Source organism: Vibrio sp. Vb1980 (assembly GCF_033338615.1).
In the GTDB taxonomy this organism is placed as follows: Bacteria; Pseudomonadota; Gammaproteobacteria; order Enterobacterales; family Vibrionaceae; genus Vibrio; species Vibrio alginolyticus.
On the sequence record NZ_JAWOSZ010000020.1, the window covers coordinates 26,849 to 53,736 of the forward strand.

The 26,888-nt window shown below is 46.4% G+C and carries 27 protein-coding genes and 1 pseudogene; 24 read left to right on the forward strand and 4 right to left on the reverse strand.

The genetic code is table 11. The annotated features are described in order from the left end of the window. Window positions 1-30 precede the first annotated feature (30 nt). From R7F64_RS21200 to glmU, 22 genes are all read left to right on the forward strand, one after another. Window positions 31-702, forward strand: a complete 672-nt coding sequence (locus R7F64_RS21200; protein WP_005378829.1) for an amino acid ABC transporter permease — start codon at window positions 31-33, stop codon at window positions 700-702. Beyond that, window positions 699-1,436, forward strand: a complete 738-nt coding sequence (locus R7F64_RS21205; RefSeq protein ID WP_054730019.1) for an amino acid ABC transporter ATP-binding protein — start codon at window positions 699-701, stop codon at window positions 1,434-1,436. The genes R7F64_RS21200 and R7F64_RS21205 overlap by 4 nt, the downstream gene beginning before the upstream one ends. Window positions 1,437-1,678: 242 nt before the next feature. After that, window positions 1,679-1,813, forward strand: coding sequence for a 50S ribosomal protein L34 (gene rpmH, locus R7F64_RS21210; RefSeq protein ID WP_005378825.1), 135 nt, complete (start codon window positions 1,679-1,681; stop codon window positions 1,811-1,813). 46 nt (window positions 1,814-1,859) lie between these two features. Next, window positions 1,860-2,183 (forward strand): ribonuclease P protein component, encoded by a 324-nt coding sequence (rnpA, locus tag R7F64_RS21215; protein ID WP_005394102.1) that lies wholly within the window; start codon window positions 1,860-1,862, stop codon window positions 2,181-2,183. Then, window positions 2,150-2,407: a membrane protein insertion efficiency factor YidD gene (gene yidD, locus R7F64_RS21220; RefSeq protein WP_005378822.1), complete on the forward strand. Its 258-nt coding sequence runs from the start codon at window positions 2,150-2,152 to the stop codon at window positions 2,405-2,407. Before rnpA ends, yidD begins: the two co-directional genes overlap by 34 nt. A 2-nt stretch (window positions 2,408-2,409) precedes the next feature. After that, window positions 2,410-4,032, forward strand: coding sequence for a membrane protein insertase YidC (yidC, locus tag R7F64_RS21225; RefSeq protein WP_005383834.1), 1,623 nt, complete (start codon window positions 2,410-2,412; stop codon window positions 4,030-4,032). A 130-nt stretch (window positions 4,033-4,162) separates the two neighbouring features. After that, window positions 4,163-5,524 carry a tRNA uridine-5-carboxymethylaminomethyl(34) synthesis GTPase MnmE gene (mnmE, locus tag R7F64_RS21230; RefSeq protein ID WP_005383836.1) on the forward strand — a complete coding sequence of 454 codons (1,362 nt, stop codon included), beginning with the start codon at window positions 4,163-4,165 and terminating at the stop codon, window positions 5,522-5,524. A gap of 100 nt (window positions 5,525-5,624) precedes the next feature. Continuing rightward, window positions 5,625-6,059, forward strand: coding sequence for an FMN-binding protein MioC (mioC, locus tag R7F64_RS21235; protein ID WP_318072065.1), 435 nt, complete (start codon window positions 5,625-5,627; stop codon window positions 6,057-6,059). A 477-nt stretch (window positions 6,060-6,536) separates the two neighbouring features. Then, entirely contained in the window at window positions 6,537-8,432 is a 1,896-nt protein-coding gene (gene mnmG / locus R7F64_RS21240) for a tRNA uridine-5-carboxymethylaminomethyl(34) synthesis enzyme MnmG (protein WP_005378901.1), read from the forward strand. Continuing rightward, window positions 8,432-9,067, forward strand: coding sequence for a 16S rRNA (guanine(527)-N(7))-methyltransferase RsmG (gene rsmG, locus R7F64_RS21245; RefSeq protein ID WP_206225441.1), 636 nt, complete (start codon window positions 8,432-8,434; stop codon window positions 9,065-9,067). Before mnmG ends, rsmG begins: the two co-directional genes overlap by 1 nt. A gap of 10 nt (window positions 9,068-9,077) precedes the next feature. Next, a complete protein-coding gene (locus tag R7F64_RS21250) occupies window positions 9,078-9,851 on the forward strand; it encodes a ParA family protein (RefSeq protein ID WP_005383838.1) in 774 nt (257 codons plus the stop codon). Between the two features lie 24 nt (window positions 9,852-9,875). Further along, the gene (locus R7F64_RS21255) at window positions 9,876-10,757 is read left to right on the forward strand and encodes a ParB/RepB/Spo0J family partition protein (RefSeq protein WP_005383840.1); all 882 of its coding nucleotides are present in this window, start codon (window positions 9,876-9,878) and stop codon (window positions 10,755-10,757) included. 189 nt (window positions 10,758-10,946) lie between these two features. Continuing rightward, window positions 10,947-11,336: a F0F1 ATP synthase subunit I gene (locus R7F64_RS21260; RefSeq protein ID WP_005378921.1), complete on the forward strand. Its 390-nt coding sequence runs from the start codon at window positions 10,947-10,949 to the stop codon at window positions 11,334-11,336. A gap of 8 nt (window positions 11,337-11,344) precedes the next feature. Then, window positions 11,345-12,157, forward strand: a complete 813-nt coding sequence (gene atpB, locus R7F64_RS21265) for a F0F1 ATP synthase subunit A (protein WP_005378922.1) — start codon at window positions 11,345-11,347, stop codon at window positions 12,155-12,157. A 57-nt stretch (window positions 12,158-12,214) separates the two neighbouring features. Then, window positions 12,215-12,469, forward strand: coding sequence for a F0F1 ATP synthase subunit C (atpE, locus tag R7F64_RS21270; RefSeq protein ID WP_002540812.1), 255 nt, complete (start codon window positions 12,215-12,217; stop codon window positions 12,467-12,469). Between the two features lie 74 nt (window positions 12,470-12,543). Beyond that, window positions 12,544-13,014 carry a F0F1 ATP synthase subunit B gene (gene atpF / locus R7F64_RS21275; protein ID WP_005378929.1) on the forward strand — a complete coding sequence of 157 codons (471 nt, stop codon included), beginning with the start codon at window positions 12,544-12,546 and terminating at the stop codon, window positions 13,012-13,014. Between the two features lie 14 nt (window positions 13,015-13,028). Next, a complete protein-coding gene (gene atpH / locus R7F64_RS21280; RefSeq protein WP_017635596.1) occupies window positions 13,029-13,562 on the forward strand; it encodes a F0F1 ATP synthase subunit delta in 534 nt (177 codons plus the stop codon). A 13-nt stretch (window positions 13,563-13,575) separates the two neighbouring features. Further along, window positions 13,576-15,117: a F0F1 ATP synthase subunit alpha gene (gene atpA / locus R7F64_RS21285; protein ID WP_005378931.1), complete on the forward strand. Its 1,542-nt coding sequence runs from the start codon at window positions 13,576-13,578 to the stop codon at window positions 15,115-15,117. A gap of 44 nt (window positions 15,118-15,161) precedes the next feature. Further along, entirely contained in the window at window positions 15,162-16,028 is an 867-nt protein-coding gene (atpG, locus tag R7F64_RS21290; RefSeq protein ID WP_005378932.1) for a F0F1 ATP synthase subunit gamma, read from the forward strand. Between the two features lie 35 nt (window positions 16,029-16,063). Beyond that, complete coding sequence (atpD, locus tag R7F64_RS21295) at window positions 16,064-17,467, forward strand: F0F1 ATP synthase subunit beta (protein ID WP_005383849.1); 1,404 nt, start codon at window positions 16,064-16,066, stop codon at window positions 17,465-17,467. 18 nt (window positions 17,468-17,485) lie between these two features. After that, on the forward strand, window positions 17,486-17,908 hold the full coding sequence (locus tag R7F64_RS21300) for a F0F1 ATP synthase subunit epsilon (RefSeq protein WP_005378937.1): 423 nt from the start codon (window positions 17,486-17,488) through the stop codon (window positions 17,906-17,908). 149 nt (window positions 17,909-18,057) lie between these two features. After that, window positions 18,058-19,419 carry a bifunctional UDP-N-acetylglucosamine diphosphorylase/glucosamine-1-phosphate N-acetyltransferase GlmU gene (gene glmU, locus R7F64_RS21305; RefSeq protein ID WP_318072066.1) on the forward strand — a complete coding sequence of 454 codons (1,362 nt, stop codon included), beginning with the start codon at window positions 18,058-18,060 and terminating at the stop codon, window positions 19,417-19,419. A gap of 84 nt (window positions 19,420-19,503) precedes the next feature. Here glmU and R7F64_RS21310 read toward each other — a convergent pair whose 3' ends face one another. Further along, on the reverse strand, window positions 19,504-20,244 hold the full coding sequence (locus R7F64_RS21310; protein ID WP_318072067.1) for an amino acid ABC transporter permease: 741 nt from the start codon (window positions 20,242-20,244) through the stop codon (window positions 19,504-19,506). A 115-nt stretch (window positions 20,245-20,359) separates the two neighbouring features. On the opposite strand from R7F64_RS21310, the pseudogene R7F64_RS21315 reads away from it, so the two are divergent. After that, a pseudogene (locus tag R7F64_RS21315) lies at window positions 20,360-21,136 on the forward strand (transporter substrate-binding domain-containing protein). 44 nt (window positions 21,137-21,180) lie between these two features. Here R7F64_RS21315 and punC read toward each other — a convergent pair. Next, window positions 21,181-22,386, reverse strand: a complete 1,206-nt coding sequence (gene punC, locus R7F64_RS21320) for a purine nucleoside transporter PunC (protein WP_005378946.1) — start codon at window positions 22,384-22,386, stop codon at window positions 21,181-21,183. Between the two features lie 152 nt (window positions 22,387-22,538). On the opposite strand from punC, the gene punR reads away from it, so the two are divergent. After that, complete coding sequence (gene punR, locus R7F64_RS21325) at window positions 22,539-23,441, forward strand: DNA-binding transcriptional activator PunR (protein WP_064368871.1); 903 nt, start codon at window positions 22,539-22,541, stop codon at window positions 23,439-23,441. A gap of 54 nt (window positions 23,442-23,495) precedes the next feature. On the opposite strand, the gene ilvA is transcribed toward punR, so the two are convergent. Both ilvA and ilvD read right to left on the reverse strand, forming a co-directional pair. Continuing rightward, a complete protein-coding gene (gene ilvA / locus R7F64_RS21330) occupies window positions 23,496-25,043 on the reverse strand; it encodes a threonine ammonia-lyase, biosynthetic (RefSeq protein WP_318072068.1) in 1,548 nt (515 codons plus the stop codon). A gap of 2 nt (window positions 25,044-25,045) precedes the next feature. Beyond that, entirely contained in the window at window positions 25,046-26,887 is a 1,842-nt protein-coding gene (gene ilvD, locus R7F64_RS21335; RefSeq protein ID WP_005383859.1) for a dihydroxy-acid dehydratase, read from the reverse strand. Window position 26,888 lies beyond the last annotated feature (1 nt).

Genomic DNA, 26,888 nt, shown 5'->3' on the forward strand with positions numbered 1-26,888 from the left:
TTTCTTTTCTCTAGCCTTTAGGTAAGCCGTATGGGATTTGACTTTAATTACATGTTGGAACTGCTGCCGATATTGCTGAAATATCTTGGCACAACCATGGAAATGGCGACATGGGGATTGGTGTTTTCGCTGATTTTATCCGTCATTTTAGCCAATATTCGCGTATTTAAACTGCCAGTTCTGGATCAATTAAGCCAACTGTACATCAGCTTCTTCCGTGGCACCCCACTGTTGGTTCAGCTTTTCCTGCTCTATTACGGCTTACCGCAAATTTTTCCATTGATGGTCGGTATCGACGCCTTTTCAGCAGCGGTTATCGGTTTAACGCTGCACTTTGCCGCTTATATGGCGGAAAGTATTCGTGCCGCCATTATTGGCATTGATCGCAGCCAAATGGAAGCGAGCTTATCGGTCGGTATGACGACATCCCAAGCAATGCGCCGAGTGATTTTACCTCAAGCAACGCGTGTCGCACTGCCTTCATTGATGAACTATTTCATCGATATGATCAAGTCAACGTCTCTTGCTTTCACGCTTGGTGTGGCCGAAATCATGGCGAAAGCACAGATGGAAGCCTCATCAAGTTTCCGTTTCTTTGAAGCTTTCCTTGCGGTTGCTCTTATTTACTGGGGCGTGGTGGTGATTCTGACTCGCGTACAAATCTGGGCAGAAGCAAAACTGAATAAGGCGTACGTACGATGATTAAGTTAGAAAATATTCACAAACGTTTTGGTGAGACTGAAGTGCTGAAAGGCATCGACCTCGATATTAAGCAAGGTGAGATCATCGTGATTATCGGCTCAAGTGGTACGGGTAAATCAACCTTGCTGCGTACGGTGAACTTCCTAGAACAAGCAGATGAAGGTCGTATCACGATAGATGACATCTCCGTTGATACTCAAAAACACACTAAAGCCGAAGTATTAGCGCTGCGTCGTCGAACTGGCTTTGTGTTCCAAAACTATGCCCTGTTTGCCCACATGAATGCGCGCCAGAACATTGCCGAAGGTCTAGTGACCGTTCGAGGTTGGAAAAAAGCCGATGCTCTCAAACGAGCGCAACAAATTCTGGATGACATCGGCCTTGGGGATAAAGGCGATAGTTATCCAGCGTCATTATCTGGCGGCCAACAACAACGTGTGGGTATCGGCCGAGCGATGGCGCTGCAACCAGAACTGCTGTTGTTTGACGAACCAACTTCTGCGCTGGATCCTGAATGGGTCGGTGAAGTTCTCTCATTAATGAAGAAGTTAGCTAATCAGCATCAAACCATGCTGGTGGTGACGCACGAGATGCAATTCGCGAAAGAAGTCGCTGATAGAGTGATCTTCATGGCGGAAGGCAATATCGTTGAGCAAGGTTCTCCACAGGATATCTTCGATAATCCACAAGATCCTCGTTTGAAAAAATTCCTTAACCAAGTAGGAATAGAGTAACGATCAAGCATCAGGATCGATTGATCCTTGAGATTTTACTCACACTACGTATAATCGCCCGGCCGGAATTTCGTACTCATTGAGTCATTGACACATTATGTGAGTGTGATTACAATTCCGCCTCTTTGTTGAGAGGCGTCGGTTGTCCTTCTCTATATAAAGAGCTTCTTTATATAAGAAAGCAAATACCCACGCCGGGTTTAACAAGAACCTAAAACTACTGATCAGTAAAGGTAATTATCATGAAACGCACTTTTCAACCTACAGTTCTAAAGCGCAAGCGTACTCACGGCTTCCGTGCTCGCATGGCAACTAAGAACGGTCGTAAAGTTATCAACGCACGTCGTGCAAAAGGCCGTGCGCGCCTATCAAAATAATCGCTAGTTTATTTTGAACACGTACGCGTTTAATCGGGAGTTACGTTTGTTAACTCCCGAGCATTATCAAAACGTCTTCCAGCAAGCTCATCGAGCTGGCTCGCCTCATTTCACCATCATTGCTCGCAATAACAAACTTTCTCACCCACGATTAGGTTTAGCGGTTCCCAAAAAGCAAATCAAAACGGCTGTCGGTCGTAACCGATTTAAGCGTTTGGCTCGTGAAAGCTTTCGTAACAATCAACATCAGCTTCCAAACAAAGATTTTGTTGTGATTGCGAAGAAAAGCGCGCAAGATTTAAGCAATGAGGAAATTTTTAAGTTGTTTGATAAGCTATGGCAACGCCTGTCTCGCCCTTCACGTGGATAGCCATTGGGCTCGTTTATCTGTATCGCTGGTTTATCAGCCCTTTGATTGGTCCTCGTTGCCGGTTCACACCAACCTGTTCCACTTACGCGCTAGAAGCTTTGAGAGCTCACGGTTTTGTAAAAGGATGTTGGTTATCAGGCAAACGTCTATTAAAATGCCACCCTTTGAATGAAGGGGGGTATGACCCCGTTCCACCAGTCCAAAAACAAGACAGAGATAACTAACGATGGATTCTCAACGTAATATCCTGCTCATCGGTTTGGCCCTGGTTTCTTTTTTGCTGTTTCAACAATGGCAAGTTGCAAAGAATCCAGAACCTCAAGCAGTTGAACAGGCTCAATCAAGCAGCACTCTACCTGCACCATCTTTTGCTGATGAACTTGACCCAGTTCCCGGTCAACAGCAAGCTTCTGCAAAAACTATCACAGTAACGACTGATGTTTTAACTCTGTCGATCGACACCGTTGGTGGCGATGTGGTACATGCCAACCTTAACGAATACTCTGCTGAGTTAGATTCATCAGATTCCTTTGTTCTGCTTAAAGACGCTCAAGGTCACCAATTTATCGCTCAAAGCGGTCTAGTGGGTCCTCAAGGTATCGACTTGAGCAGCACAAATCGCCCTCACTACAACGTAAGTGCAGACAGCTTCACAATGGCTGACGGTCAAGATGAACTTCGCGTTCCGATGACATTCACTGCAAACGGCATCGAATACACCAAAACTTACATCTTTAAACGCGGCAGCTACGCGCTTAATGTTGAATACGATGTAGTGAACAACTCAGGCAACAACGCAACATTTGGTATGTACGCTCACCTACGTCAAAACCTAATGGACGATGGTGGTAGCATCACAATGCCTACTTACCGTGGTGGCGCATACTCAACAGAAGATACGCGTTACAAGAAGTACAGCTTTGATGATATGCAGGATCGCAACCTGTCTCTTAACCTAGCCGATGGCCAAGGTTGGGCAGCAATGATTCAGCACTACTTTGCCGCAGCTTGGATCCCACGTAACGAACCAGGTACTAACCTATACACTCGTGTAATTGGCAACCTCGGCGACATCGGCGTTCGTATGCCGAACAAAACTATCGCAACAGGCGATCAGGCTAAGTTTGAAGCAACACTTTGGGTTGGTCCAAAACTGCAAGATGAAATGGCAGAAGTGGCACCTAACCTAGACCTAGTAGTGGACTACGGCTGGTTATGGTTCATTGCGAAGCCTCTTCATATGTTGCTTTCATTCATCCAGAGCTTTGTTGGCAACTGGGGTGTGGCAATCATCTGTCTGACCTTCATCGTTCGTGGTGCAATGTACCCACTAACAAAAGCGCAATACACGTCTATGGCGAAAATGCGCATGCTACAGCCTAAGCTGCAAGCAATGCGTGAGCGTATCGGTGATGACCGTCAGCGCATGAGCCAAGAAATGATGGAACTGTACAAGAAAGAGAAAGTGAACCCACTAGGTGGCTGTTTACCTCTTATCCTACAGATGCCTATCTTCATCGCGCTTTACTGGGCACTAATGGAATCGGTTGAGCTACGTCACTCTCCATTCTTCGGTTGGATTCATGACCTTTCAGCGCAGGACCCTTACTACATCCTGCCTCTACTGATGGGTGCGTCAATGTTCCTAATCCAGAAGATGAGCCCGACAACAGTAACGGATCCAATGCAGCAGAAGATCATGACCTTTATGCCGGTTATGTTTACCTTCTTCTTCTTGTTCTTCCCATCAGGTCTCGTTCTGTACTGGTTGGTGTCAAACATCGTAACGCTTATCCAGCAAACTCTGATCTACAAAGGATTAGAGAAAAAAGGCTTACACAGCAAGTAACCTTTTAGGAAATGATTGAGAAAGGCGGCCAAAAGGTCGCCTTTTTGTTTTTGGCTGATTACAATTCAGCTAATTAATTGTGATGGCTCCCTAGGTATCTTCCCTATAGCCCAGCTCAAAAGGCAAAATTATGACTACAGATACGATTGTCGCTCAAGCGACCGCGCCTGGTCGTGGCGGTGTCGGTATTATTCGTGTTTCTGGCCCTAAAGCCAACCAAGTGGCGTTAGAAGTCACTGGCAAAACACTAAAGCCCCGCTACGCAGAGTACCTGCCGTTTAAGTCAGAAGATGGCACTGTGCTTGATCAGGGCATCGCACTGTACTTCCCTAACCCGCACTCATTTACCGGTGAAGACGTACTTGAGCTGCAAGGCCATGGCGGCCCTGTCGTGATGGATATGCTGATAAAACGCATTCTAGGTATAGATGGTATTCGAGCTGCTCGCCCTGGTGAGTTCTCTGAACGCGCATTTCTGAACGATAAACTCGACCTCGCTCAAGCCGAAGCGATTGCAGACCTCATTGATGCCAGTTCTGAAGAAGCAGCAAAATCGGCGCTGCAATCCTTACAGGGCGCATTTTCAGGCCGTATTAATACCTTAGTTGAGTCGCTGATTCATTTGCGTATCTATGTTGAAGCAGCCATCGACTTCCCTGAAGAAGAGATCGACTTTTTGGCCGACGGTAAAGTGGCTGGTGACCTACAAGCCATCATCGACAACCTAGATGCGGTGCGCAAAGAAGCTAACCAAGGCGCTATTATGCGTGAAGGGATGAAAGTCGTGATTGCGGGTCGTCCAAATGCGGGCAAATCAAGCCTGCTGAACGCACTATCGGGTAAAGAGTCTGCAATCGTAACCGACATCGCAGGAACCACGCGTGATGTACTGCGTGAGCATATCCATATTGATGGCATGCCACTACACATCATTGATACAGCAGGTTTGCGTGATGCTTCCGATGAAGTAGAGAAAATCGGTATCGAACGCGCGTGGGATGAAATAGCCCAAGCAGACCGCGTGTTGTTCATGGTGGATGGCACGACAACCGATGCCACCGATCCGAAAGATATCTGGCCAGATTTTGTGGATCGCCTACCAGACAACATTGGTATAACTGTGATCCGTAATAAAGCGGATCAAACGGGTGAAGATATGGGGATCTGCCACGTCAATAACCCTACCCTTATCCGTTTGTCAGCGAAGACTGGTGCAGGGGTTGAAGCTCTGCGCGATCATCTCAAGGAGTGTATGGGCTTCTCTGGCAACAGTGAAGGTGGGTTTATGGCTCGTCGTCGTCATCTCGATGCATTAGAACGTGCCGCACAGCACCTTCAAATAGGCCAGGAGCAGCTTGAAGGCTATATGGCTGGTGAAATATTGGCTGAAGAGCTACGCATCACCCAACAACATCTCAATGAGATTACCGGTGAGTTCAGTTCTGACGACTTACTGGGACGAATCTTCTCTTCATTCTGTATCGGGAAGTAAATAATCGAACGCGCGGTGCTGAGCTTAACTCACACCGCGTTTCTTTTTGTACGGCAAGCCATCCATGAGCTTTAGCCGTCGCATTCAATAAGGAAGAAGTATGATCCACATTATTACAGGCAGCACGTTAGGTGGCGCAGAATACGTAGGGGATCACCTGAGTGATCTACTCAACGAGAATGGATTTGAAACAACGACCCACAACCAGCCTTCCCTCAGTGATATCGAAAATCAAGGTACGTGGTTGGTGATCACCTCTACACATGGAGCTGGTGAGTATCCTGATAATATCCAACCTTTTATCGCAGCATTACAAAATACACCGCCAAAAATGACTGATGTAAAATTTGCGGTGATTGCGATTGGTGACTCTAGCTACGATACGTTCTGTGCCGCTGGTCAACACGCTTATGATTTATTAGAGGATATTGGTGCAACCCCTCTCGCAGATTGCTTTAAAATCGATGTACTGAGCCATGATGTGCCAGAAGACGCCGCAGAGATGTGGTTAAAAGAGAATATCGAACGTTTTTAAACTCACGACTTTCCCTTCAACAGAGTCGAAATTCGGCTCTGTTTTCTCCCATGTGAATAACTCCCACCAAATTATTTTGTTTAACCGCTCAAAAACCAACCAAACAGACTGTGGATAACTACAATAAGATCCAGTGATTTTCCTTTAGTTATCCCAATAACAACTTTGATCAATTTTACCCCCTGTGCATAACCACCACTTTTGATCCCAGGTAATCCTCGATCTGATCCAATCATGATCACAAGATATGATCCAAAGAAGATCCATGATCTTGTTGATCATTTTTAGGTTATCCACAGAAACGGTCGATCCTAATAGTAGATCTAATAAAAGATCATATATATAGATCTTATATATATTTATCTTGAAGCTTAAAACGGATAAAACGAGAAAACGTTTTTCTCTCTGGCATAAAGCAGGTAAAATACGGCTCCTTTATCTGTCCATTAAATCCCTTTGAATACCTGAGGTCAGTTCATGCTTTATCACGAAAACTTTGACGTCATTGTTGTCGGTGGCGGACACGCAGGAACGGAAGCCGCGCTCGCATCTGCACGCACAGGACAAAAAACGCTTCTCCTTACCCATAACATCGATACATTAGGCCAGATGTCTTGTAATCCGGCGATCGGTGGTATTGGTAAAGGTCACTTAGTAAAAGAAGTAGATGCTATGGGCGGTTTGATGGCAGAAGCCATCGACCATGCAGGTATTCAGTTTCGTACACTAAATGCCTCCAAAGGTCCTGCAGTACGAGCAACTCGAGCTCAAGCCGATCGCGCTCTGTACAAAGCGTACGTTCGTAATGCATTAGAAAATGCGCCTAACTTAACGTTGTTCCAGCAATCAGTTGATGATCTGATTGTTGAACAAGATCGCGCAGTTGGTGTGGTAACTCAAATGGGACTTCGCTTCCATGCGAAAGCCGTTGTGCTAACCGTGGGTACCTTCCTTGGTGGTAAGATCCACATAGGTATGGAAAGCTCGTCTGGTGGTCGTGCCGGGGATCCACCATCGATCGCATTAGCGGATCGACTGCGTGAACTGCCGTTCCGTGTGGATCGTTTAAAAACAGGTACTCCACCGCGCATTGATGCTCGTACTGTTGATTTTTCAGTGCTAGAAGCTCAGCACGGTGATAACCCAACGCCTGTATTCTCGTTCATGGGCAAACGTGAACAGCATCCGCGTCAGATTCCATGTTTCATCACCCACACCAATGAACAAACTCACGATGTGATCCGTAGTAACTTGGATCGCAGTCCAATGTACGCAGGTGTGATTGAAGGTATTGGTCCGCGTTACTGTCCGTCTATTGAAGACAAAGTGATGCGTTTCGCTGACAAAAACAGCCACCAAATCTTTATTGAGCCAGAAGGCCTAACCACGCACGAGTTATACCCTAATGGTATCTCGACCAGCTTGCCATTTGATGTGCAAGTACAAATCGTGCGCTCAATGAAAGGGTTTGAAAATGCACACATCGTTCGCCCAGGTTATGCGATTGAATACGATTTCTTCGATCCACGTGATTTGAAGCAAACGTACGAGACGAAGTTCATCCATGGTTTGTTCTTTGCTGGCCAGATTAATGGTACGACTGGCTACGAAGAAGCCGCAGCGCAAGGCTTGATGGCCGGTCTAAACGCAAGCTTGTTTAGCCAAGACAAAGAAGGCTGGAGCCCACGTCGTGACCAAGCTTACATGGGCGTGTTGATTGATGACTTATCGACCATGGGTACCAAAGAGCCGTACCGCATGTTCACTTCTCGTGCGGAATACCGCCTGCTACTTCGTGAAGATAATGCCGATTTGCGTTTAACGGAAAAAGCGCGCGAGCTAGGCTTGATTGATGATGTTCGTTGGGCTCGCTTTAACGAGAAAATCAACAATATGGAAACGGAGCGTCAGCGTTTGAAAGCAACGTGGATGAATCCGAAGTCAGAGGGTGTTGATGAGCTGAACAAGCTGCTGAAAACCCCAATGGCCCGTGAAGCGAGTGGTGAGGATCTTCTGCGTCGTCCAGAGATCACTTATTCGCAACTGACGCAACTTGAAGCGTTTGCTCCTGCACTTGAAGATCAGCAAGCGGCTGAGCAAGTTGAAATTCAAGTGAAATACGATGGTTACATCAAGCGTCAGCAGGAAGAGATCGAAAAATCACTGCGTCACGAAAATACCAAGTTACCTGCTGATTTGGATTACCGCGATGTAAAAGGTTTATCAAACGAAGTCGTTGCTAAACTGAGCGAGGCCAAACCAGAGAGCATCGGTATTGCATCACGCATTTCTGGTATTACGCCTGCTGCAATTTCTATTCTACTTGTTCACTTGAAAAAGCATGGTTTGCTGAAGAAAGGTGAGGAAGAATAATGAGCGCATTGCGAACAAAGCTGGATTCACTGATCGCGAAAACCGATTTGGAAGTGTCAGAACAGCAACGAGAGCAGTTAGTTGGTTATGTCGAACTGCTCGACAAATGGAACAAAGCGTACAATTTAACATCGGTACGTGATCCGCTTGATATGTTAGTGAAACATATTCTTGATAGTATCGTTGTAAGCGCACACCTGCCCGGTGAGCGCTTCATTGATGTTGGTACTGGTCCGGGGTTACCGGGCATCCCTTTGGCAATCATGAACCCTGAGAAAACCTTCTTTTTGCTCGACAGTCTTGGCAAACGCATCCGTTTTATCAAGCAAGTTGTACACACATTAGGGCTGAAAAACGTGACACCAATTCAAAGTCGTGTCGAAGAATTCCAACCTGAAGAAAAATTTGATGGCGTTTTGAGTCGAGCTTTTGCTTCAATGATAGACATGGTGGAATGGTGCCACCATTTGCCGAAACAAGAGCACGGGGTGTTTCTAGCGCTGAAAGGACAGCACCCTAAAGATGAAATGGATCAGCTTCCTGAATGGTGCAGTGTGACAGAGATCATATCTTTGGCTGTTCCTGAGTTGGAAGGTGATCGTCATCTAGTAATCTTATCGCGCAAGGGAAATTAGCGAGGTAATCGTGGGTAAAATTGTAGCAATCGCCAACCAGAAAGGTGGGGTCGGCAAAACAACAACGTGCATTAACTTAGCGGCTTCGATGGCGGCAACAAAGCGCAAGGTTTTGGTGATCGATCTCGACCCGCAAGGCAATGCTACGATGGCCAGTGGCGTGGATAAGTATATGGTCGACGCCACCGCATACGATCTTTTGGTCGAAGATACACCGTTCGATCAAGTCGTTTGTACCCAAACAACAGGGAAGTATGATTTGATCGCGGCGAACGGCGACGTCACCGCGGCAGAAATCAAATTGATGGAAGTTTTCGCTCGTGAAGTGCGTCTAAAAAATGCATTGTCCTCAGTTCGCGATAACTATGATTTCATCTTTATTGATTGTCCTCCTTCTCTAAACCTTCTTACAATCAATGCGATGGCGGCAGCTGACTCTGTGCTGGTGCCGATGCAATGTGAATACTTTGCGTTAGAAGGTTTAACTGCTCTTATGGATACAATCAGCAAGTTAGCGGCTGTTGTGAATGAAAACCTCAAAATCGAAGGTTTATTGCGTACCATGTACGACCCACGCAACCGCTTATCGAATGAAGTATCCGATCAACTTAAAAAACACTTTGGCAATAAAGTTTACCGTACTGTCATTCCGCGTAATGTTCGTTTGGCTGAAGCGCCAAGTCACGGTAAGCCTGCAATGTACTACGATAAGTACTCCGCAGGTGCCAAAGCGTATCTTGCTCTAGCGGGCGAAATGCTCCGCCGCGAAGAAATCCCAGTTTAACTCTAACCTAAGGAATTCAATCCCATGTCTAAGCGTGGTCTCGGAAAAGGACTGGATGCGTTATTGTCGACCAGTTCGTTTGCTCGTGAAAAACAGCATATTGCATCGCATAGCCAAGAATTATCGGCAGACGGTGAGTTAACCGATTTAGCGATTGGTCAATTGCAGCCGGGCGTATACCAACCGCGTAAAGATATGGCGCCTGAAGCGCTAGAAGAACTAGCGGCTTCGATTCAATCACAAGGCATTATTCAACCAATCGTGGTTCGCCAGGTCGAAAATGGTCAGTTTGAGATCATCGCAGGTGAGCGCCGCTGGCGTGCTGCAAGGCAGGCGGGTTTAAAACGCGTGCCGTGTTTGGTGAAAAAAGTTGAAGATCGTGCCGCCATCGCCATGGCGTTGATTGAAAACATTCAACGTGAAGACTTGAATGTGATTGAGGAAGCCCAAGCGCTTGAGCGTCTACAAGATGAATTCACGCTGACACATCAGCAAGTGGCCGATGTTATTGGTAAATCAAGAACGACGGTGAGTAACCTATTACGTCTGAATCAGTTGGAAGTTGATGTAAAAGGTCTGGTTGCAGATAAAAAATTGGAAATGGGTCATGCTCGAGCTCTGTTAGCGTTAGAAGGCGAACAGCAAGTCGAAGTAGCTCAACAAGTGGCTAAGAAGCAAATGACTGTTCGCCAAACCGAACAGTTAGTAAAAAAGTGCTTAGCCCCACAAAATGAGCAAAAAGGGCAACAAGAGGATACCGAAGCCGAGCAAATGTCGCATAAATTGAGTCAGCTGCTTGATGCAAAAGTTTCTCTTACCCGTTCTGCAAACGGAAAAGCGAAATTGACGATAAGTCTTGATGAGCCTCACAAATTGGACCAACTAATTGCCAAGCTTGAGGCCTAGATGAGATAATTGATTTAGGTCAATTAATCTAATTAATCGAATTTTGTGCGAAAGTTGTCGTTTTGTAAACAAAACTGTAAGTTTTTGATGCAATCGAATTGCTTTACGTTGAACTGAACGTATAATTTTCGCCAATTTCCCAGCACAGAGAGTTAAGTGCGAAGTGGATATTACTAGAGGTACGAATACATGGTAGCTGCGTTAGCTAGACCAGGACGAGAGCTCGCAAGGCAATTGTTAATGATCCAGTCTGGCGCGGTTATTTTTGTGGCAGCAGGAATGGCGGTAGCCATAAATCCTGACTGGGGATTTTCAGCGCTGATTGGCGGAGGCATTTTTGTTGTTGCCAATGCAGTATTCGCGCTGTGTGCTTTCATGTTTAGTGGAGCTCGCGCTGCCAAGCGCATCGCTGCTTCCTTCTATACGGGTGAAGTACTGAAAATTCTCATCACGGTTGCACTGTTCTATGTTGCCTACATGTATATGCAGGTGGAACTTGTTCCCCTCAAACTAACCTATTTGCTGGTACTAGGTATTAATATCTGTGCACCAGTGCTATTCATTAACAACAAAAAATAGGATGAGTTATGGCTGCGCCAGGTGAAGCGCTAACATCGTCCGGTTACATTGCCCACCACCTTTCTAACCTATCGCTATACAAGTTGGGTTTAGTAGGGTCGGAGACAAGTTTCTGGAACGTACATATCGATAGCCTGTTTTTTTCTTGGTTTACTGGTTTAATCTTCCTCGGAATTTTTTACAAAGTAGCAAAGAGAACAACAGCGGGTGTACCGGGTAAGCTTCAGTGTGCTGTAGAAATGATCGTTGAATTTGTCGCCGATAACGTCAAAGACACGTTCCATGGACGCAACCCACTGATCGCGCCTTTAGCACTGACTATCTTTTGTTGGGTATTTTTGATGAACGTGATGGACTTAGTTCCTATCGACTTCTTACCATACCCAGCAGAGCATTGGCTAGGTATTCCTTACCTTAAGGTTGTACCGTCTGCTGATGTGAATATCACCATGGCTATGGCTCTAGGCGTTTTTGCATTGATGATTTACTACAGCATCAAAGTAAAAGGTCTAGGTGGATTCGCAAAAGAACTTGCACTACATCCATTCAATCACCCACTGATGATTCCGTTTAACCTACTAATTGAAGTGGTATCGCTATTAGCGAAACCTCTATCACTTGGTATGCGTCTATTCGGTAACATGTTCGCGGGTGAGGTTGTATTCATTCTTTGTGCGGCAATGCTACCATGGTACTTACAATGGATGGGTTCACTACCGTGGGCAATCTTCCATATCTTGGTTATTACGATTCAAGCCTTCGTATTCATGATGTTGACAATTGTTTACCTGTCAATGGCACACGAAGATCCTGATCATTAATTTTTTTAAAGCTTTTTATTTGGGCACTAAGCCAACAACTATAAATTGGAGATAGTAATGGAAACTTTACTGAGCTTTTCTGCAATCGCCGTAGGTATTATCGTCGGTCTTGCTTCTCTTGGTACAGCGATTGGTTTCGCACTGCTAGGTGGTAAATTCCTAGAAGGTGCTGCACGTCAACCAGAAATGGCTCCTATGCTACAAGTTAAGATGTTCATCATCGCGGGTCTACTTGATGCGGTTCCAATGATCGGTATCGTAATCGCGCTACTATTCACTTTCGCAAACCCATTCGTTGGTCAACTAGGTTAATCACCTTTAACTCGGGACGGGCGATTATCGCTTGTCACTGATTAACACTAAGTCCAAATAGAGGGGTAGCTGTTGTGAACATAAACGCAACTCTGCTAGGTCAAGCAATCTCGTTCGCACTATTTGTGTGGTTCTGCATGAAGTATGTATGGCCACCATTGATGCAAGCGATCGAAGAGCGTCAGAAGAAAATTGCTGATGGTCTTCAAGCAGCAGAACGTGCTGCGAAAGACTTGGATCTAGCACAAGCCAACGCTTCTGATCAATTGAAAGAAGCGAAGCGCACAGCAACTGAGATCATCGAACAAGCGAACAAACGTAAGTCTCAAATTCTTGATGAAGCTCGCGAGGAAGCTCAGGCAGAACGCCAGAAAATCCTAGCGCAAGCAGAAGCAGAACTTGAAGCTGAACGCAATCGTGCACGCGATGAGCTGCGCAAACAAGTTGCTACTCTGGCTGTAGCTGGTGCTGAGAAAATCCTTGAGCGTTCTATCGATAAAGATGCGCAAAAAGATATTCTCGACAACATTACTGCAAAACTTTAAGTCTGGGGGCGCATATGTCTGATTTGACTACTATCGCACGCCCCTATGCTAAAGCAGCCTTCGACTTTGCTTTAGAGAAAGACCAGTTGGACCAATGGGGCCAAATGTTATCTTTTGCTGCTGAAGTGGCCAAAAACGAACAAATGAACGAACTACTAACGGGTTCGGTTTCTGCTGACAAAATGGCAGAAATTTTTGTTGCAGTTTGCGGCGAACAAGTTGATGCGCACGGTCAAAACCTTTTGAAGGTAATGGCTGAGAATGGTCGTTTAGCGGCCCTTCCTGATGTTTGCACGGAGTTTTTTACTCTGAAAAAAGAACATGAGAAAGAAATTGATGTTGAAGTAATTTCAGCAACAGAGCTTTCTGATGAACAACTTGCAAACATTGGCAGCAAACTTGAAAAGCGTCTTGAACGCAAAGTGAAGCTGAATTGCAGTGTAGATGAGACCCTACTTGGTGGGGTGATTATTCGAGCCGGAGACCTAGTCATCGATGACTCAGCGCGTGGTCGTTTGAACCGCCTGAGCGATGCATTGCAGTCTTAATGGGGATTGGAGCATGCAACTTAATTCCACGGAAATTAGCGATCTGATCAAACAACGTATCGAATCTTTCGAAGTTGTTAGTGAAGCTCGCAACGAGGGTACTATCGTATCGGTAAGCGATGGTATCATCCGCATCCACGGCCTAGCGGACGTGATGCAAGGTGAAATGATTGAATTACCGGGTGGCCGTTATGCACTGGCACTTAACCTTGAGCGTGACTCGGTTGGTGCGGTTGTAATGGGCCCATATGCTGACCTTAAGGAAGGCATGAAAGTTACAGGTACTGGCCGCATTCTTGAAGTGCCAGTTGGTCCAGAACTACTAGGCCGCGTAGTAAACACGCTGGGTGAGCCTATCGATGGTAAAGGTCCAATCGAAGCGAAAATGACTTCGCCTGTAGAAGTGATCGCACCAGGTGTAATCGACCGTAAATCGGTAGACCAACCTGTGCAAACTGGTTATAAGTCAGTTGACTCAATGATCCCAATCGGTCGTGGTCAGCGTGAGCTTATCATCGGTGACCGTCAGATTGGTAAAACAGCACTGGCGATCGACGCGATCATCAACCAGAAAGACTCTGGTATTTTCTCTATCTACGTAGCAATCGGTCAGAAAGCATCGACTATCGCTAACGTTGTTCGCAAACTAGAAGAGCACGGCGCACTACAAAATACTATCGTTGTAGTTGCATCAGCTTCTGAATCTGCAGCGCTTCAATACCTAGCGCCTTACGCAGGTTGTGCGATGGGTGAATACTTCCGCGATCGCGGTGAAGACGCACTGATTGTTTACGATGATCTATCTAAGCAAGCGGTAGCTTACCGTCAGATCTCTCTACTACTTAAACGTCCACCAGGCCGTGAGGCATTCCCAGGTGACGTATTCTACTTACACTCGCGTCTACTAGAGCGTGCAGCTCGTGTAAACGAAGAGTACGTAGAGCGTTTCACTAACGGTGAAGTGAAAGGTAAGACTGGTTCTTTGACTGCTCTTCCTATCATCGAAACTCAAGCAGGTGACGTTTCAGCATTCGTACCGACTAACGTAATCTCGATTACCGATGGTCAGATCTTCCTACAAACTGAGCTATTCAACGCTGGTGTTCGTCCTGCTGTTGACCCTGGTATCTCAGTATCTCGTGTAGGTGGTTCAGCTCAGACGAAAATCATCAAGAAACTATCAGGTGGTATCCGTACAGCACTAGCTGCATACCGTGAACTAGCGGCATTTGCTCAGTTCTCTTCTGACCTTGATGACGCAACGAAGAAACAGCTAGACCATGGTCAAAAAGTTACAGAACTAATGAAGCAGAAGCAGTACGCTCCAATGTCTGTATTTGACCAAGCTCTAACTATCTTCGCGGCAGAGCGCGGTTACCTTGATGATGTAGAACTTAACAAAGTTCTAGATTTCGAGGCGGCTCTACTATCGTACGCTCGCGGTCAATACGCTGAACTAGCAGCTGAGATCGACAAGTCTGGCGCTTACAACGATGAAATCGAAGCTCAGTTGAAGAAACTGACTGACGACTTCAAAGCAACCCAAACTTGGTAATTAGGTCGGTGGCAGTTTCTGCCACCAACTAACGGAGAGTAACGATGGCCGGCGCAAAAGAGATACGTAATAAAATCGGTAGTGTTAAAAGCACTCAGAAAATTACGAAAGCGATGGAAATGGTAGCAGCTTCAAAAATGCGTCGTTCTCAAGATGCAATGGAAGCTTCTCGTCCATACGCTGAAACAATGCGTAAAGTGATCGGTCATGTGGCTAACGCAAACCTAGAGTACCGTCATCCGTACCTAGAAGAGCGTGAAGCTAAACGTGTTGGTTACATCATCGTTTCGACAGACCGTGGTCTGTGTGGTGGTTTGAACATTAACGTGTTCAAAAAAGCCGTTACAGACATGCAAGCATGGAGAGAGAAAGGTGCTGAGATTGAGCTAGCCGTTGTTGGCTCAAAAGCAACAGCTTTCTTTAAACATGGTGGCGCAAAAGTTGCGGCACAGGTTTCTGGTCTTGGAGATAATCCAAGCCTACAAGACCTAATCGGCTCTGTTGGCGTAATGCTGAAGAAATACGATGAAGGTGAACTGGACCGTCTATATGTAGTATTCAACAAGTTTGTTAATACTATGGTTCAGCAACCAACGATCGATCAATTGCTACCTTTGCCTAAATCGGACAGCGAAGAGATGCAGCGTGAGCATTCATGGGACTACATCTATGAGCCTGAACCAAAACCTCTACTGGATACGCTATTAGTGCGTTACGTAGAGTCTCAGGTATACCAAGGTGTGGTTGAGAACCTTGCTTGTGAGCAAGCGGCTCGAATGATTGCGATGAAGGCTGCAACGGATAACGCAACCAGTTTGATTGACGATTTGGAACTTGTGTACAACAAAGCCCGTCAGGCTGCGATTACACAAGAACTATCAGAAATCGTTGGTGGTGCAGCTGCGGTTTAAGCTTAGGTAAAACGAAATAGTTTAGAGGATTAACGATGGCTACAGGTAAGATCGTACAGATCATCGGTGCGGTAGTCGACGTAGAGTTCCCACAGAGCAATGTACCTAGTGTATATGACGCTCTAAACGTAACGGACTCAAAAGAGCGTCTAGTTCTTGAAGTTCAACAACAGCTAGGCGGTGGCGTAGTTCGTTGTATCGTAATGGGTAGCTCTGATGGTTTACGTCGTGGAGTAGAAGTGGTTAACACTGGCGCTCCAATTTCAGTACCAGTAGGTACTAAAACTCTAGGTCGTATCATGAACGTCCTAGGTGACGCGATTGACGAGCGTGGTGAAGTGGGTGCGGAAGAGGTTTACTCTATCCACCGTAGTGCACCAAGCTACGAAGAGCAATCAAACGAAATTGCACTTCTAGAAACGGGCGTTAAAGTAATCGACCTAATTTGTCCATTCGCTAAGGGTGGTAAAATCGGTCTATTCGGTGGTGCTGGTGTAGGTAAGACCGTTAACATGATGGAACTTATCAACAACATCGCACTACAGCACTCAGGTCTATCAGTATTTGCTGGTGTTGGTGAGCGTACTCGTGAAGGTAACGATTTCTACTACGAGATGCAGGAAGCGGGCGTTGTAAACGTTGAGAAGCCTGAAGAATCAAAAGTAGCGATGGTTTACGGTCAGATGAACGAGCCACCAGGTAACCGTCTACGTGTTGCACTGACTGGTCTAACAATGGCAGAGCGTTTCCGTGACGAAGGTCGTGACGTACTACTGTTCATTGATAACATCTACCGTTACACACTTGCAGGTACAGAGGTATCAGCACTACTAGGTCGTATGCCTTCTGCGGTAGGTTACCAGCCAACTCTTGCAGAAGAGATGGGTGTACTTCAGGAGCGTATCACGTCAACGAAATCAGGTTCTATCACGTCTGTACAGGCGGTATACGTACCAGCGGATGACTTGACTGACCCGTCTCCAGCAACAACGTTCGCGCACTTGGATGCAACGGTTGTACTTAACCGTAACATCGCTGCAATGGGTCTATACCCTGCGATCGACCCGCTAGATTCAACATCTCGTATGCTTGATCCACTAGTCGTTGGTCAAGATCACTACGAAGTTGCTCGTGGTGTTCAGCAGACTCTTCAGCGCTACAAAGAGCTGAAAGATATCATTGCTATCCTAGGTATGGACGAGCTATCTGAAGAAGATAAGCAAGTTGTATCTCGTGCACGTAAGATTGAGCGTTTCCTAACTCAGCCTTACCACGTAGCAGAAGTATTTACAGGTGACCCTGGTATTTACGTACCTCTAAAAGAGACTCTACGTGGCTTTAAAGGTCTACTAGCTGGTGAATACGACGACATTCCTGAGCAGGCATTTATGTACTGCGGTAGCATCGACGATGCTATTGAGAATGCGAAGAAGCTATAAGGCTAACTAGGAGGCGATATGGCAGCAATAACCTTTCACCTAGACGTAGTAAGCGCTGAGAAGAAAATCTTCTCTGGTCGTGTTGAAACGTTTCAGGTGACCGGTAGCGAAGGTGAACTTGGTATTTTCCATGGTCACACACCGCTGCTGACCGCTATCAAGCCTGGTATGGTGCGTATTGTGAAACAGCACGGCCACGAAGAAATTATTTATGTTTCTGGTGGTATGGTAGAGATTCAGCCTGGTACAGCGACTGTACTAGCTGATACAGCTATCCGTGGTGAAGAGCTAGACGCAGCGAAGGCAGAAGAAGCCAAACGCCGCGCTGAGGAGCAAATCCAGAATCAGCATGGTGACATGGACTTCGCACAAGCGGCCAGTGAACTGGCTAAAGCCATTGCTCAGCTACGAGTTATCGAGCTGACAAAAAAGCGTCGCTAAGCTCAATTAGCAACGTTGCATGAAAAAAGGCGGCCAATTGGTCGCCTTTTTGATTAATTTTAGTTGGAAATTTACCTTACTCCATTAACTATTTTAAAAGAGCTGTTTAAAATAACGGCCAATTAACATAAAACGTCAATAGGTTATCAATGAAATTCAGTGCTGTGATTCTTGCAGCGGGTAAAGGTACCCGTATGCATTCGAACATGCCTAAAGTGCTACACACTTTGGCAGGCAAGCCAATGGCAAAACATGTTATCGATACATGTACAGGTCTTGGCGCACAAAACATCCACTTGGTCTTTGGTCACGGTGGTGATCAAATGCAAACCACTCTTGCAGAAGAGCCTGTAAATTGGGTGCTTCAAGCGGAGCAGTTAGGGACAGGTCATGCGGTTGATCAAGCGTCTCCGAAGTTTGAAGACGATGAAAAAGTACTGGTGCTTTACGGTGATGTTCCACTGATTTCAGCTGAAACGATTGAAAACCTATTAGATGCACAGCCAACAGGCGGTATTGCACTACTAACAGTGATTCTAGATAACCCGACAGGCTACGGTCGTATTATCCGTAAGAATGGTCCTGTTGTGGCGATCGTTGAGCAAAAAGATGCAACAGAAGAACAAAAACAAATTAAAGAGATCAATACTGGCGTGATGGTTGCGACTGGTGGGGATCTTAAGCGTTGGTTGTCTGGCTTAAACAACAACAACGCACAAGGCGAATACTACCTAACTGACGTTATTGCAGCTGCACACGATGAAGGTCGTGCCGTTGAGGCAGTACACCCAGTCAATGCCATTGAGGTGGAAGGGGTCAATGACCGCGCACAGCTTGCTCGTCTAGAGCGTGCTTTCCAGTCAATGCAAGCTCAGAAGCTACTAGAGCAAGGTATCATGCTACGCGATCCAGCACGCTTTGATTTGCGTGGTGAGTTACAGTGCGGTATGGACTGTGAAATCGACGTGAATGTTATCATCGAAGGTAAAGTTTCACTGGGTGATAACGTGGTTATCGGTGCGGGTTGTGTACTGAAAGATTGTGAAATCGACGACAACACCATCGTTCGCCCTTACAGTGTGATTGAAGGTGCAACGGTTGGTGAAGAATGTACGGTTGGTCCATTTACTCGCCTTCGTCCTGGTGCTGAAATGCGTAACGATTCCCATGTGGGTAACTTCGTTGAAGTGAAAAATGCGCGCATCGGAGAAGGTTCAAAAGCGAACCACCTAACTTACTTAGGTGATGCAGAGATCGGCCAACGTACTAACATCGGTGCAGGTACTATCACTTGTAACTACGATGGTGCGAACAAGTTTAAAACCATCATCGGTAATGATGTTTTTGTTGGTTCTGATAGCCAGCTGGTGGCGCCTGTCACTATCGCTGATGGCGCAACCATCGGTGCAGGCACGACACTAACAAAAGATGTTGAAGAAGGTGAGTTAGTAATTACTCGCGTCAAAGAGCGCAAAATTACTGGCTGGCAGCGTCCTGTAAAACAGAAATAAACATTACCTGCACTCACTCTATCGCTATACTGTCAAAGCCGCTCAACAAGAGCGGCTTTGTTGTTTCTAGCTCAGGCTTCATCGTTAGTAGCTAGGAATAGCAATACGTTTTTCGAGCCAACGAACGGCTTGAGATACAAATAGGATGAGCAACAAGTACTCCAAAACGAGGAAGGTATAAATTTCTAGGGGTAAGTACTCATTCACCACCAGCTCATTAGCACGGCGAGTGAGATCGCTTAAACCAATCACGCTGACTAAAGAACTCATCTTGAGAATGTAGACAAATTGATTGCCCAGTGGAGGGAGGATTTGTCGAAACGCTTGGGGAAGAATTACCAAGCGCATCTTTTGCCAATAGCTTAAGCCCAAAGACTCAGCTGCTTCATGCTGGCCACGGCTGATAGCTTGTATCCCACCGCGAAACACTTCCGCCATAAACGCACTCTCAGCGATAGTCAGTGCAATAACACCCGCCCAAAAGTGATTGAGTGAGACATCCAATAGCGTAGGCATGCCGTAATACACCCAAAGTAGTAAGACTAAAACTGGCACTGAACGGATCACCTCGACATAAATACGGTTTATCCACTTCAGAGAGGTAGAGTCCGACAGAGCGGGTAACGCAACGATCAGGCCCAAGCTCATCGCAAATAACATACTGAGGAGTGATACCTGAATGGTGTCATTAAACCCAGCGATTAAAAACTTTAGATTGGTGAGCCCTTGATCCGTCGAAGGGTCAAGTACATACCAGCCCCATTGATAATCTGAACAACCAGTGAGTAATAGCAATGAAAATAGCCATAGAGTTCGAAACGTCACATTTACTCCCTGAATTAACTAAAAAACTTCCTTTGTTGCTGCTATGTTATCAGTAGAGCTCTAATAAAGGTTAATTATTAAACCGTATAAGGTCATTATTTTTAAGGGAATCAAAATGAGAAAGATTTTACTAGTGCTAGGAATGTGTTTGCTTACTGCGACTCAAGTCGCTCACGCTGAAAGCCGTCTTCAATCTATTTTAGACAATGGCGTACTCCGAGTTGGAACGACGGGAGATTGGAATCCGATGACGATGAAAGACCCCGCGACAAACAGTTATCGTGGCTTCGATATCGATGTAACAACAGAACTTGCTAAAGATCTCGGTGTAAAAGTGGAGTATGTTCCCACGGATTGGAAGACGCTAGTTAATGGCATTACCGCCAACAAATACGATATTACTGGCAGCGCATCTCTGAACATGTCGCGCGCGAAAGTAGCTGGATACAGCCAGCCATATTTCTACCTTGCCTTTGTACCTGTGGTGCAAAAGAAAGATCTCGCCAAATTCTCTGATTGGGCGGATTTTAATAAACCAGAAGTAAAAGTCGCGGCGACGTTAGGTACGGTACAAGAAAAAATGGTGAAAGAGTTCTTCCCGTCTGCTCAGCATATTGTTATTGAAGCGCCAGCGCGCGACTTCCAAGAACTACTAGCTCGCAGGGCCGATGTATAGGTGACGTCCAATGTGGAAGCTGCGACGTTGGTGGACAAGTTTAAACAGTTGGCGATAGTGCCAGTGACCGCACCGCGTAAACCAACCCCAATTGCTATGTTGTTGCCGCAAGACGATCAAGTATGGATTAATTACATCAATCACTGGGTTGAGTTGAAAAAGACTCAAGGCTTTTTTAAGCAGACTGCCAAGAAGTGGGGGTTGAAAAGCTTATAAACAGAAAGAGCCGCATTGCGCGGCTCTTTTTATTATTTGAACGATTAAAGTTCGTCTTCACTCACGACTCGGGCGTTGTCAGGAGTCGTAAAGTGCTTGGATAATTCGCGATTCGACAGAATGTATCCCATCCACAGCCCACCCATACAGATGATGATTGCGATGCCAGTAACCATCTGAGCTTGGCTTGCCATTGCGGCTACCAATGCACTTGAGAAGCTACTTACACAGATTTGCAGGCTGTTTTGCAGACCTGCTGCTGTTGCAGGGCTCTGTTGTGCACTGGCCAGTGCACGGTTTACCACGATTGGGTACAGTGCGCCGTTAGCAACGGCAATCAAACAGAATGGCGCAAGAATAGGCCAAATCGATGACAGCTCCCACTGTGAAGCAATGAAAATCATTAATGCCGCGACACTAAATAGGCCAATCAGTTGGCGCAGAACCTTTTCATCACCAAATTTTCGAACGCCTACTTTACCTAAGTAGCCACCAGCCATAAACGCGATAGTTTGTGGGATAAAGCTCAAACCAATATCTTTTGCTTCGTAGCCCAGTTGCGCCATGATTTCTGGCATCCCTGTTAGGTAAGCAAAGAATGCAGCTGAAGCCGTCGCAAACATAAACACGTTGCCAAGGTATTTTTTAGAACTCAGCAGCGCTTTGATGTCGGCAGACATACTGGTTTGTTTGATTTCTGCTTTCTCGTCTTTTTGTGCCATGGTCGCAAAGACCAAAAAGACACCAACCAGTGTTAGCGTAATAAAGATACTGTGCCAGCCGAAGTTATCTGCCAACACAACCCCTAATTGAGGTGCTAGTGCTGGTGATAGCGCGACGAGTGGCATGATTGTCGCAAAAATTTGTTGGCTACTGCTTGAGTAGCGTTTAATGACCATAGCCTGCCAGATCACGGCTGGTGCACACACACCGATAGCTTGGATAAAGCGCAGTGTGAGTAGTTGCCATACTTGATCACAGAAAGCCAAACCGAATGACGCGATAGTAAATAGCACCAACCCGGCTGCGAGTGTATTACGATGGCCAAATTTATCGGATGCCAATCCCCACATTAGTTGGCCAATCGCCATACCAACGAGGAATACCGTTAAAGAGAGAGCAATTTGCTCAGGGCCTGTTGCAAAGTCGATTTCCATCGCTTTGAATGCTGGCAGATACATATCCGTAGCAACGAAGCCAAGCATCGATAATGCTGCCAGGTAAATGAGCTGTAGTTTTGAGATTTTCATGATTCAACCAGTCAAATTATTTAATCATTTTTTTATCAACATCAGTTGGCGCCAACCCTGATTTATTTACCTTATTATTCTATTTTTCGATTTTGAGAAAATAAAACGCTAAAATTGTTGGTTATCAATCAAATTTTTTGAAAGGTTAAATCATGTTCTCTAAAGCGTCTTTGGAAATGCTGGATACGGTTGCCCGTTTAGGCAGTTTCACCGCTGCGGCTGAGGTATTGCATAAAGTCCCCTCAGCCATCAGCTATGGAGTAAGGCAGGTCGAGCAAGATTTAGATGTGGTGCTGTTTCGACGTTTACCAAGGAAAGTCGAGCTAACTCCAGCGGGTGAACTTTTTATGGCCGAGGCGCGCTCTTTGCTGCGTCAAATGGAAGAGGTGAAAGCACAAACGCGGCGAGCGGCTCAAGGATGGAAAAGCACGTTAAAGCTGACCTTAGATAACGTGGTGAAGTTAGAAAAACTCAAACCTTTGGTGGAAGATTTCTATCGCGAGTTTGAATTTGCTGAATTGCAGATCAATATGGAGGTCTTCAATGGTTCTTGGGAAGCCATAGCACAAGGTCGAGCCGACATTGTCGTTGGCGCGACATCTGCGGTTCCCGTTGGGGGAGATTTTGAAGTCAAAGATATGGGCGTATTAGATTGGGCATTTGTAATGTCACCCGCTCATCCTTGCGTTCGACAACAAGTGCTTACTGAAGCGTTTGTGAGTCAATTTCCGGCGATCTGTCTTGATGATACTTCGAACGTGCTGCCAAAACGCCATACTGGCCATTATCCGCAACAGCGCCGATTATTATTGCCCAATTGGTATAGTGCGATTGAATGTTTAAAAAATGGGGTGGGCGTGGGTTACATGCCACGTCATATTGCAACACCCTTAATCAATGATGGTGCACTGGTGGAGAAGGTCATGCCGGATGATAAACCGCTCAGTCACTGCTGCTTAGTATGGCGCAAAGATGATAATCATAAATTGATCCAGTGGATGGTGGACTATCTTGGGTCGCCTAATCAGCTACATAAAGATTGGTTACAGTCATAAAAAACACCTCGCATTAGCGAGGTGTTTTCATTGATATGTTTAAAATGTGGCGTTTTATGACAGGAAGAACTTGTAAGACGGGTTGTCTGTCTCATCTTTGCATTGATAGCCAAGTTCACGTAAATGTGCAGAAAACTGAGCTAAATCTCCTTCATCTAACTCGAAACCACATAAAACGCGTCCGTAGTCTGCGCCGTGGTTACGGTAGTTGAACAAGCTAATATTCCAATGGGTACCAAGAGTGCTTAAGAATTTCAGCAAGGCACCAGGATACTCTGGGAATTCAAAGCTGTAGAGGCGCTCTTTAAGCGGCTTAGACGGCTTACCACCAATCATGTAGCGCACGTGCAGCTTCGCCATTTCATCATCAGACAAATCAACCACTGGGTAGCCACCATCACGTAAGTCGTGAATGATATGTTCTAGCTCTTCCTGACCGCCTTGCAAACGCACACCGACAAAGATATTTGCCAATGCGTCATCGTTGTAGCGGTAGTTAAACTCCGTTACGGCGCGGCCGCCAATGAGGTTACAGAACTCAAAGAAGGCACCTTGACGCTCAGGAATGGTGACGGCAAGCAAACCTTCACGTTTCTCACCAAGCTCGCAACGCTCAGAAACATAACGTAAGCCATGGAAGTTAGTGTTGGCACCAGACAGCACAGTACCTAAATTCTTACCTTGCAGTTTGTTTTGCTCAGCAAACTTCTTCAAACCCGCCAGAGCAAGCGCGCCAGAAGGCTCTGCAATCGCACGGGTGTCTTCAAAGATGTCTTTTACTGCTGCGCAGATTTCATCGCTAGAGACGGCAATATGGCCATCAATGTACTTTTGGCATAGACGGAAAGTCTCTTCGCCAATGCGTTTTACAGCGACGCCATCGGCAAACATGCTGACTTGGTCTAGTACTACTGGCTCACCAGCATCCAAAGCAGCTTTGAGGCATGACGAATCTTCTGGCTCAACTGCAATCACTTTGATTTCTGGCATGAGCTGCTTCACAAGTACCGCAACACCCGCAGCCAAACCGCCGCCACCGACAGGGACGAAGATGTAATCAAGGTGACCATTTTGCTGCAGCATTTCCATGCCGATGGTGCCTTGACCTGCAATCACCAGTGGATGATCGAAGGGAGGGACAAAGGTGTACCCGTTTAACTCGGATAGACGCTCTGCCTCGGCTTTTGCCTCATCAAAGTTACTGCCGTGCAACACTACATTGCCACCAAAGCTGCGTACCGCATCGACTTTGATGTCTGGTGTGGTTTTGGGCATTACGATGGTGGTCTTGATGCCTAGCTTAGTACCAGAGAGCGCCATGCCTTGAGCGTGGTTACCTGCCGATGCTGCAATGACACCAGCGGCTTTTTGTGCTTCGGATAAACTCGCCACCATGTTGTATGCACCGCGCAATTTGAACGAGTGTACGGGTTGGCGATCTTCACGCTTGATCTGCACGTTATTCCCGATACGTGCAGATAAACGAGGCATTTCTTGCAGTGGCGTCACTGTTGCTACTTCATAAACAGGTGCGCGAAGGATTTGGCGCAGATAATCTGCGCCAGTTTGGTTCACTTGTTTTTCGGGTTGAGCTTCCATCATTGCTAGCCCTCTAGCTTCGACTTGTCTCGTACTGCACCCTTGTCAGCACTGGTTGCCATACTCGCGTACGCTTTGAGTGCAAAGGAAACTTCACGTTGGCGGTCAACTGGTTTCCAGCCTAGTTCGTCTTGTTTTGCACGGCGCTCAGCAAGTTCTTGTTCAGACACTTGGAGTGAAATTGAACGGTTTGGAATATCAATTGCGATCATATCGCCTTCTTTTACCAGGCCAATTGCACCACCGTTTGCTGCTTCAGGAGAGGCGTGGCCGATAGACAGACCTGATGTGCCGCCAGAGAAACGGCCGTCAGTCAGAAGTGCACACTCTTTGCCAAGGCCCATCGATTTTAGATAAGTGGTTGGGTAAAGCATTTCTTGCATGCCCGGACCACCTTTAGGGCCTTCGTAACGGATAACAACCACGTCGCCTGCTTTTACTTTGCCACCCAAGATGCCTTCTACGGCGTCTTCTTGGCTTTCAAATACCACGGCTGGACCAGTGAACTTATGGATGCTCTCATCAACACCAGCAGTCTTAACGATACAACCATCTAATGCGATGTTGCCTGATAGAACGGCTAGGCCACCTTCTTGGCTAAAGGCATGATCGATAGTACGAATACAACCTTCCGCACGGTCGTCATCAAGGCGATCCCAGCGGCAGTCTTGTGAGAACGCTTGAGTGGTACGAATACCCGCAGGGCCTGCGCGGTAAAACTTAAGTACTTCTTCGTCTTCAGTTTGGATGATGTCGTATTTTGCTAGCTGCTCTTTCATCGAAAGGCCAAGTACGGTGCGCGCATCGTTGTGCAGTAGACCTGCTCGGTCTAGCTCACCAAGAATCGCCATTACGCCACCAGCGCGGTGTACGTCTTCCATGTGATATTTCTGGGTAGATGGTGCCACTTTACATAGGTGTGGTACTTGGCGTGATAGGCGATCGATATCTTCCATATCGAAATCCACTTCACCTTCTTGCGCTGCAGCCAACAGGTGCAAAATGGTGTTGGTTGAGCCACCCATTGCAATATCCAGTGCCATCGCATTTTCGAACGCATCAAACGTAGCGATGTTGCGTGGCAGTGCTGATTCGTCATCTTGCTCGTAGTAACGACGAGTCAGTTCAACGATACGACGGCCTGCATTAAGGAACAGTTGTTCACGGTCAGCGTGCGTTGCCAGCATAGAACCGTTGCCCGGCTGAGAAAGACCCAGTGCTTCTGTTAGACAGTTCATCGAGTTTGCAGTGAACATGCCTGAACACGATCCACACGTTGGACATGCGCTGCGTTCGATCTGCTCGCTTTGCTCATCAGACACTTTTGGGTCCGCGCCTTGGATCATCGCATCTACAAGGTCTAGTTTGATGATCTGATCAGAAAGCTTGGTTTTACCCGCTTCCATTGGACCACCAGAAACAAAGATAACCGGGATGTTGAGGCGCATAGATGCCATCAACATTCCCGGAGTGATTTTGTCACAGTTAGAGATACATACCATGGCATCGGCACAGTGCGCGTTGACCATGTACTCCACAGAGTCTGCGATCAGTTCGCGTGAAGGCAGTGAGTACAGCATGCCGCCGTGACCCATTGCGATACCATCATCAACCGCGATGGTGTTGAATTCTTTTGCGATGCCGCCGGCTTTTTCGATTTCACGCGCTACAAGCTGGCCCATGTCTTTCAGGTGTACGTGACCCGGAACAAATTGAGTAAACGAGTTTACAACGGCGATGATTGGTTTACCGAAGTCTTCTTCTTTCACACCCGTTGCACGCCACAGTGCTCGTGCACCCGCCATGTTACGACCATGTGTGGTGGTAGCTGATCTATATTTTGGCATT

Excerpts from the sequence above, each read along its gene's own strand:
- R7F64_RS21200 (WP_005378829.1), top strand. The coding sequence starts at position 31 with ATGGGATTTGACTTTAATTACATGTTGGAACTGCTGCCGATATTGCTG.
- R7F64_RS21205 (WP_054730019.1), top strand. The coding sequence starts at position 699 with ATGATTAAGTTAGAAAATATTCACAAACGTTTTGGTGAGACTGAAGTG.
- rpmH (WP_005378825.1), top strand. The coding sequence starts at position 1,679 with ATGAAACGCACTTTTCAACCTACAGTTCTAAAGCGCAAGCGTACTCAC.
- yidD (WP_005378822.1), top strand. The coding sequence starts at position 2,150 with ATGGCAACGCCTGTCTCGCCCTTCACGTGGATAGCCATTGGGCTCGTT.
- yidC (WP_005383834.1), top strand. The coding sequence starts at position 2,410 with ATGGATTCTCAACGTAATATCCTGCTCATCGGTTTGGCCCTGGTTTCT.
- mnmE (WP_005383836.1), top strand. The coding sequence starts at position 4,163 with ATGACTACAGATACGATTGTCGCTCAAGCGACCGCGCCTGGTCGTGGC.
- mioC (WP_318072065.1), top strand. The coding sequence starts at position 5,625 with ATGATCCACATTATTACAGGCAGCACGTTAGGTGGCGCAGAATACGTA.
- mnmG (WP_005378901.1), top strand. The coding sequence starts at position 6,537 with ATGCTTTATCACGAAAACTTTGACGTCATTGTTGTCGGTGGCGGACAC.
- rsmG (WP_206225441.1), top strand. The coding sequence starts at position 8,432 with ATGAGCGCATTGCGAACAAAGCTGGATTCACTGATCGCGAAAACCGAT.
- R7F64_RS21255 (WP_005383840.1), top strand. The coding sequence starts at position 9,876 with ATGTCTAAGCGTGGTCTCGGAAAAGGACTGGATGCGTTATTGTCGACC.
- R7F64_RS21260 (WP_005378921.1), top strand. The coding sequence starts at position 10,947 with ATGGTAGCTGCGTTAGCTAGACCAGGACGAGAGCTCGCAAGGCAATTG.
- atpB (WP_005378922.1), top strand. The coding sequence starts at position 11,345 with ATGGCTGCGCCAGGTGAAGCGCTAACATCGTCCGGTTACATTGCCCAC.
- atpE (WP_002540812.1), top strand. The coding sequence starts at position 12,215 with ATGGAAACTTTACTGAGCTTTTCTGCAATCGCCGTAGGTATTATCGTC.
- atpH (WP_017635596.1), top strand. The coding sequence starts at position 13,029 with ATGTCTGATTTGACTACTATCGCACGCCCCTATGCTAAAGCAGCCTTC.
- atpA (WP_005378931.1), top strand. The coding sequence starts at position 13,576 with ATGCAACTTAATTCCACGGAAATTAGCGATCTGATCAAACAACGTATC.
- atpG (WP_005378932.1), top strand. The coding sequence starts at position 15,162 with ATGGCCGGCGCAAAAGAGATACGTAATAAAATCGGTAGTGTTAAAAGC.
- atpD (WP_005383849.1), top strand. The coding sequence starts at position 16,064 with ATGGCTACAGGTAAGATCGTACAGATCATCGGTGCGGTAGTCGACGTA.
- R7F64_RS21300 (WP_005378937.1), top strand. The coding sequence starts at position 17,486 with ATGGCAGCAATAACCTTTCACCTAGACGTAGTAAGCGCTGAGAAGAAA.
- glmU (WP_318072066.1), top strand. The coding sequence starts at position 18,058 with ATGAAATTCAGTGCTGTGATTCTTGCAGCGGGTAAAGGTACCCGTATG.
- punC (WP_005378946.1), bottom strand. The coding sequence starts at position 22,386 with ATGAAAATCTCAAAACTACAGCTCATTTACCTGGCAGCATTATCGATG.
- punR (WP_064368871.1), top strand. The coding sequence starts at position 22,539 with ATGTTCTCTAAAGCGTCTTTGGAAATGCTGGATACGGTTGCCCGTTTA.
- ilvA (WP_318072068.1), bottom strand. The coding sequence starts at position 25,043 with ATGATGGAAGCTCAACCCGAAAAACAAGTGAACCAAACTGGCGCAGAT.
- ilvD (WP_005383859.1), bottom strand. The coding sequence starts at position 26,887 with ATGCCAAAATATAGATCAGCTACCACCACACATGGTCGTAACATGGCG.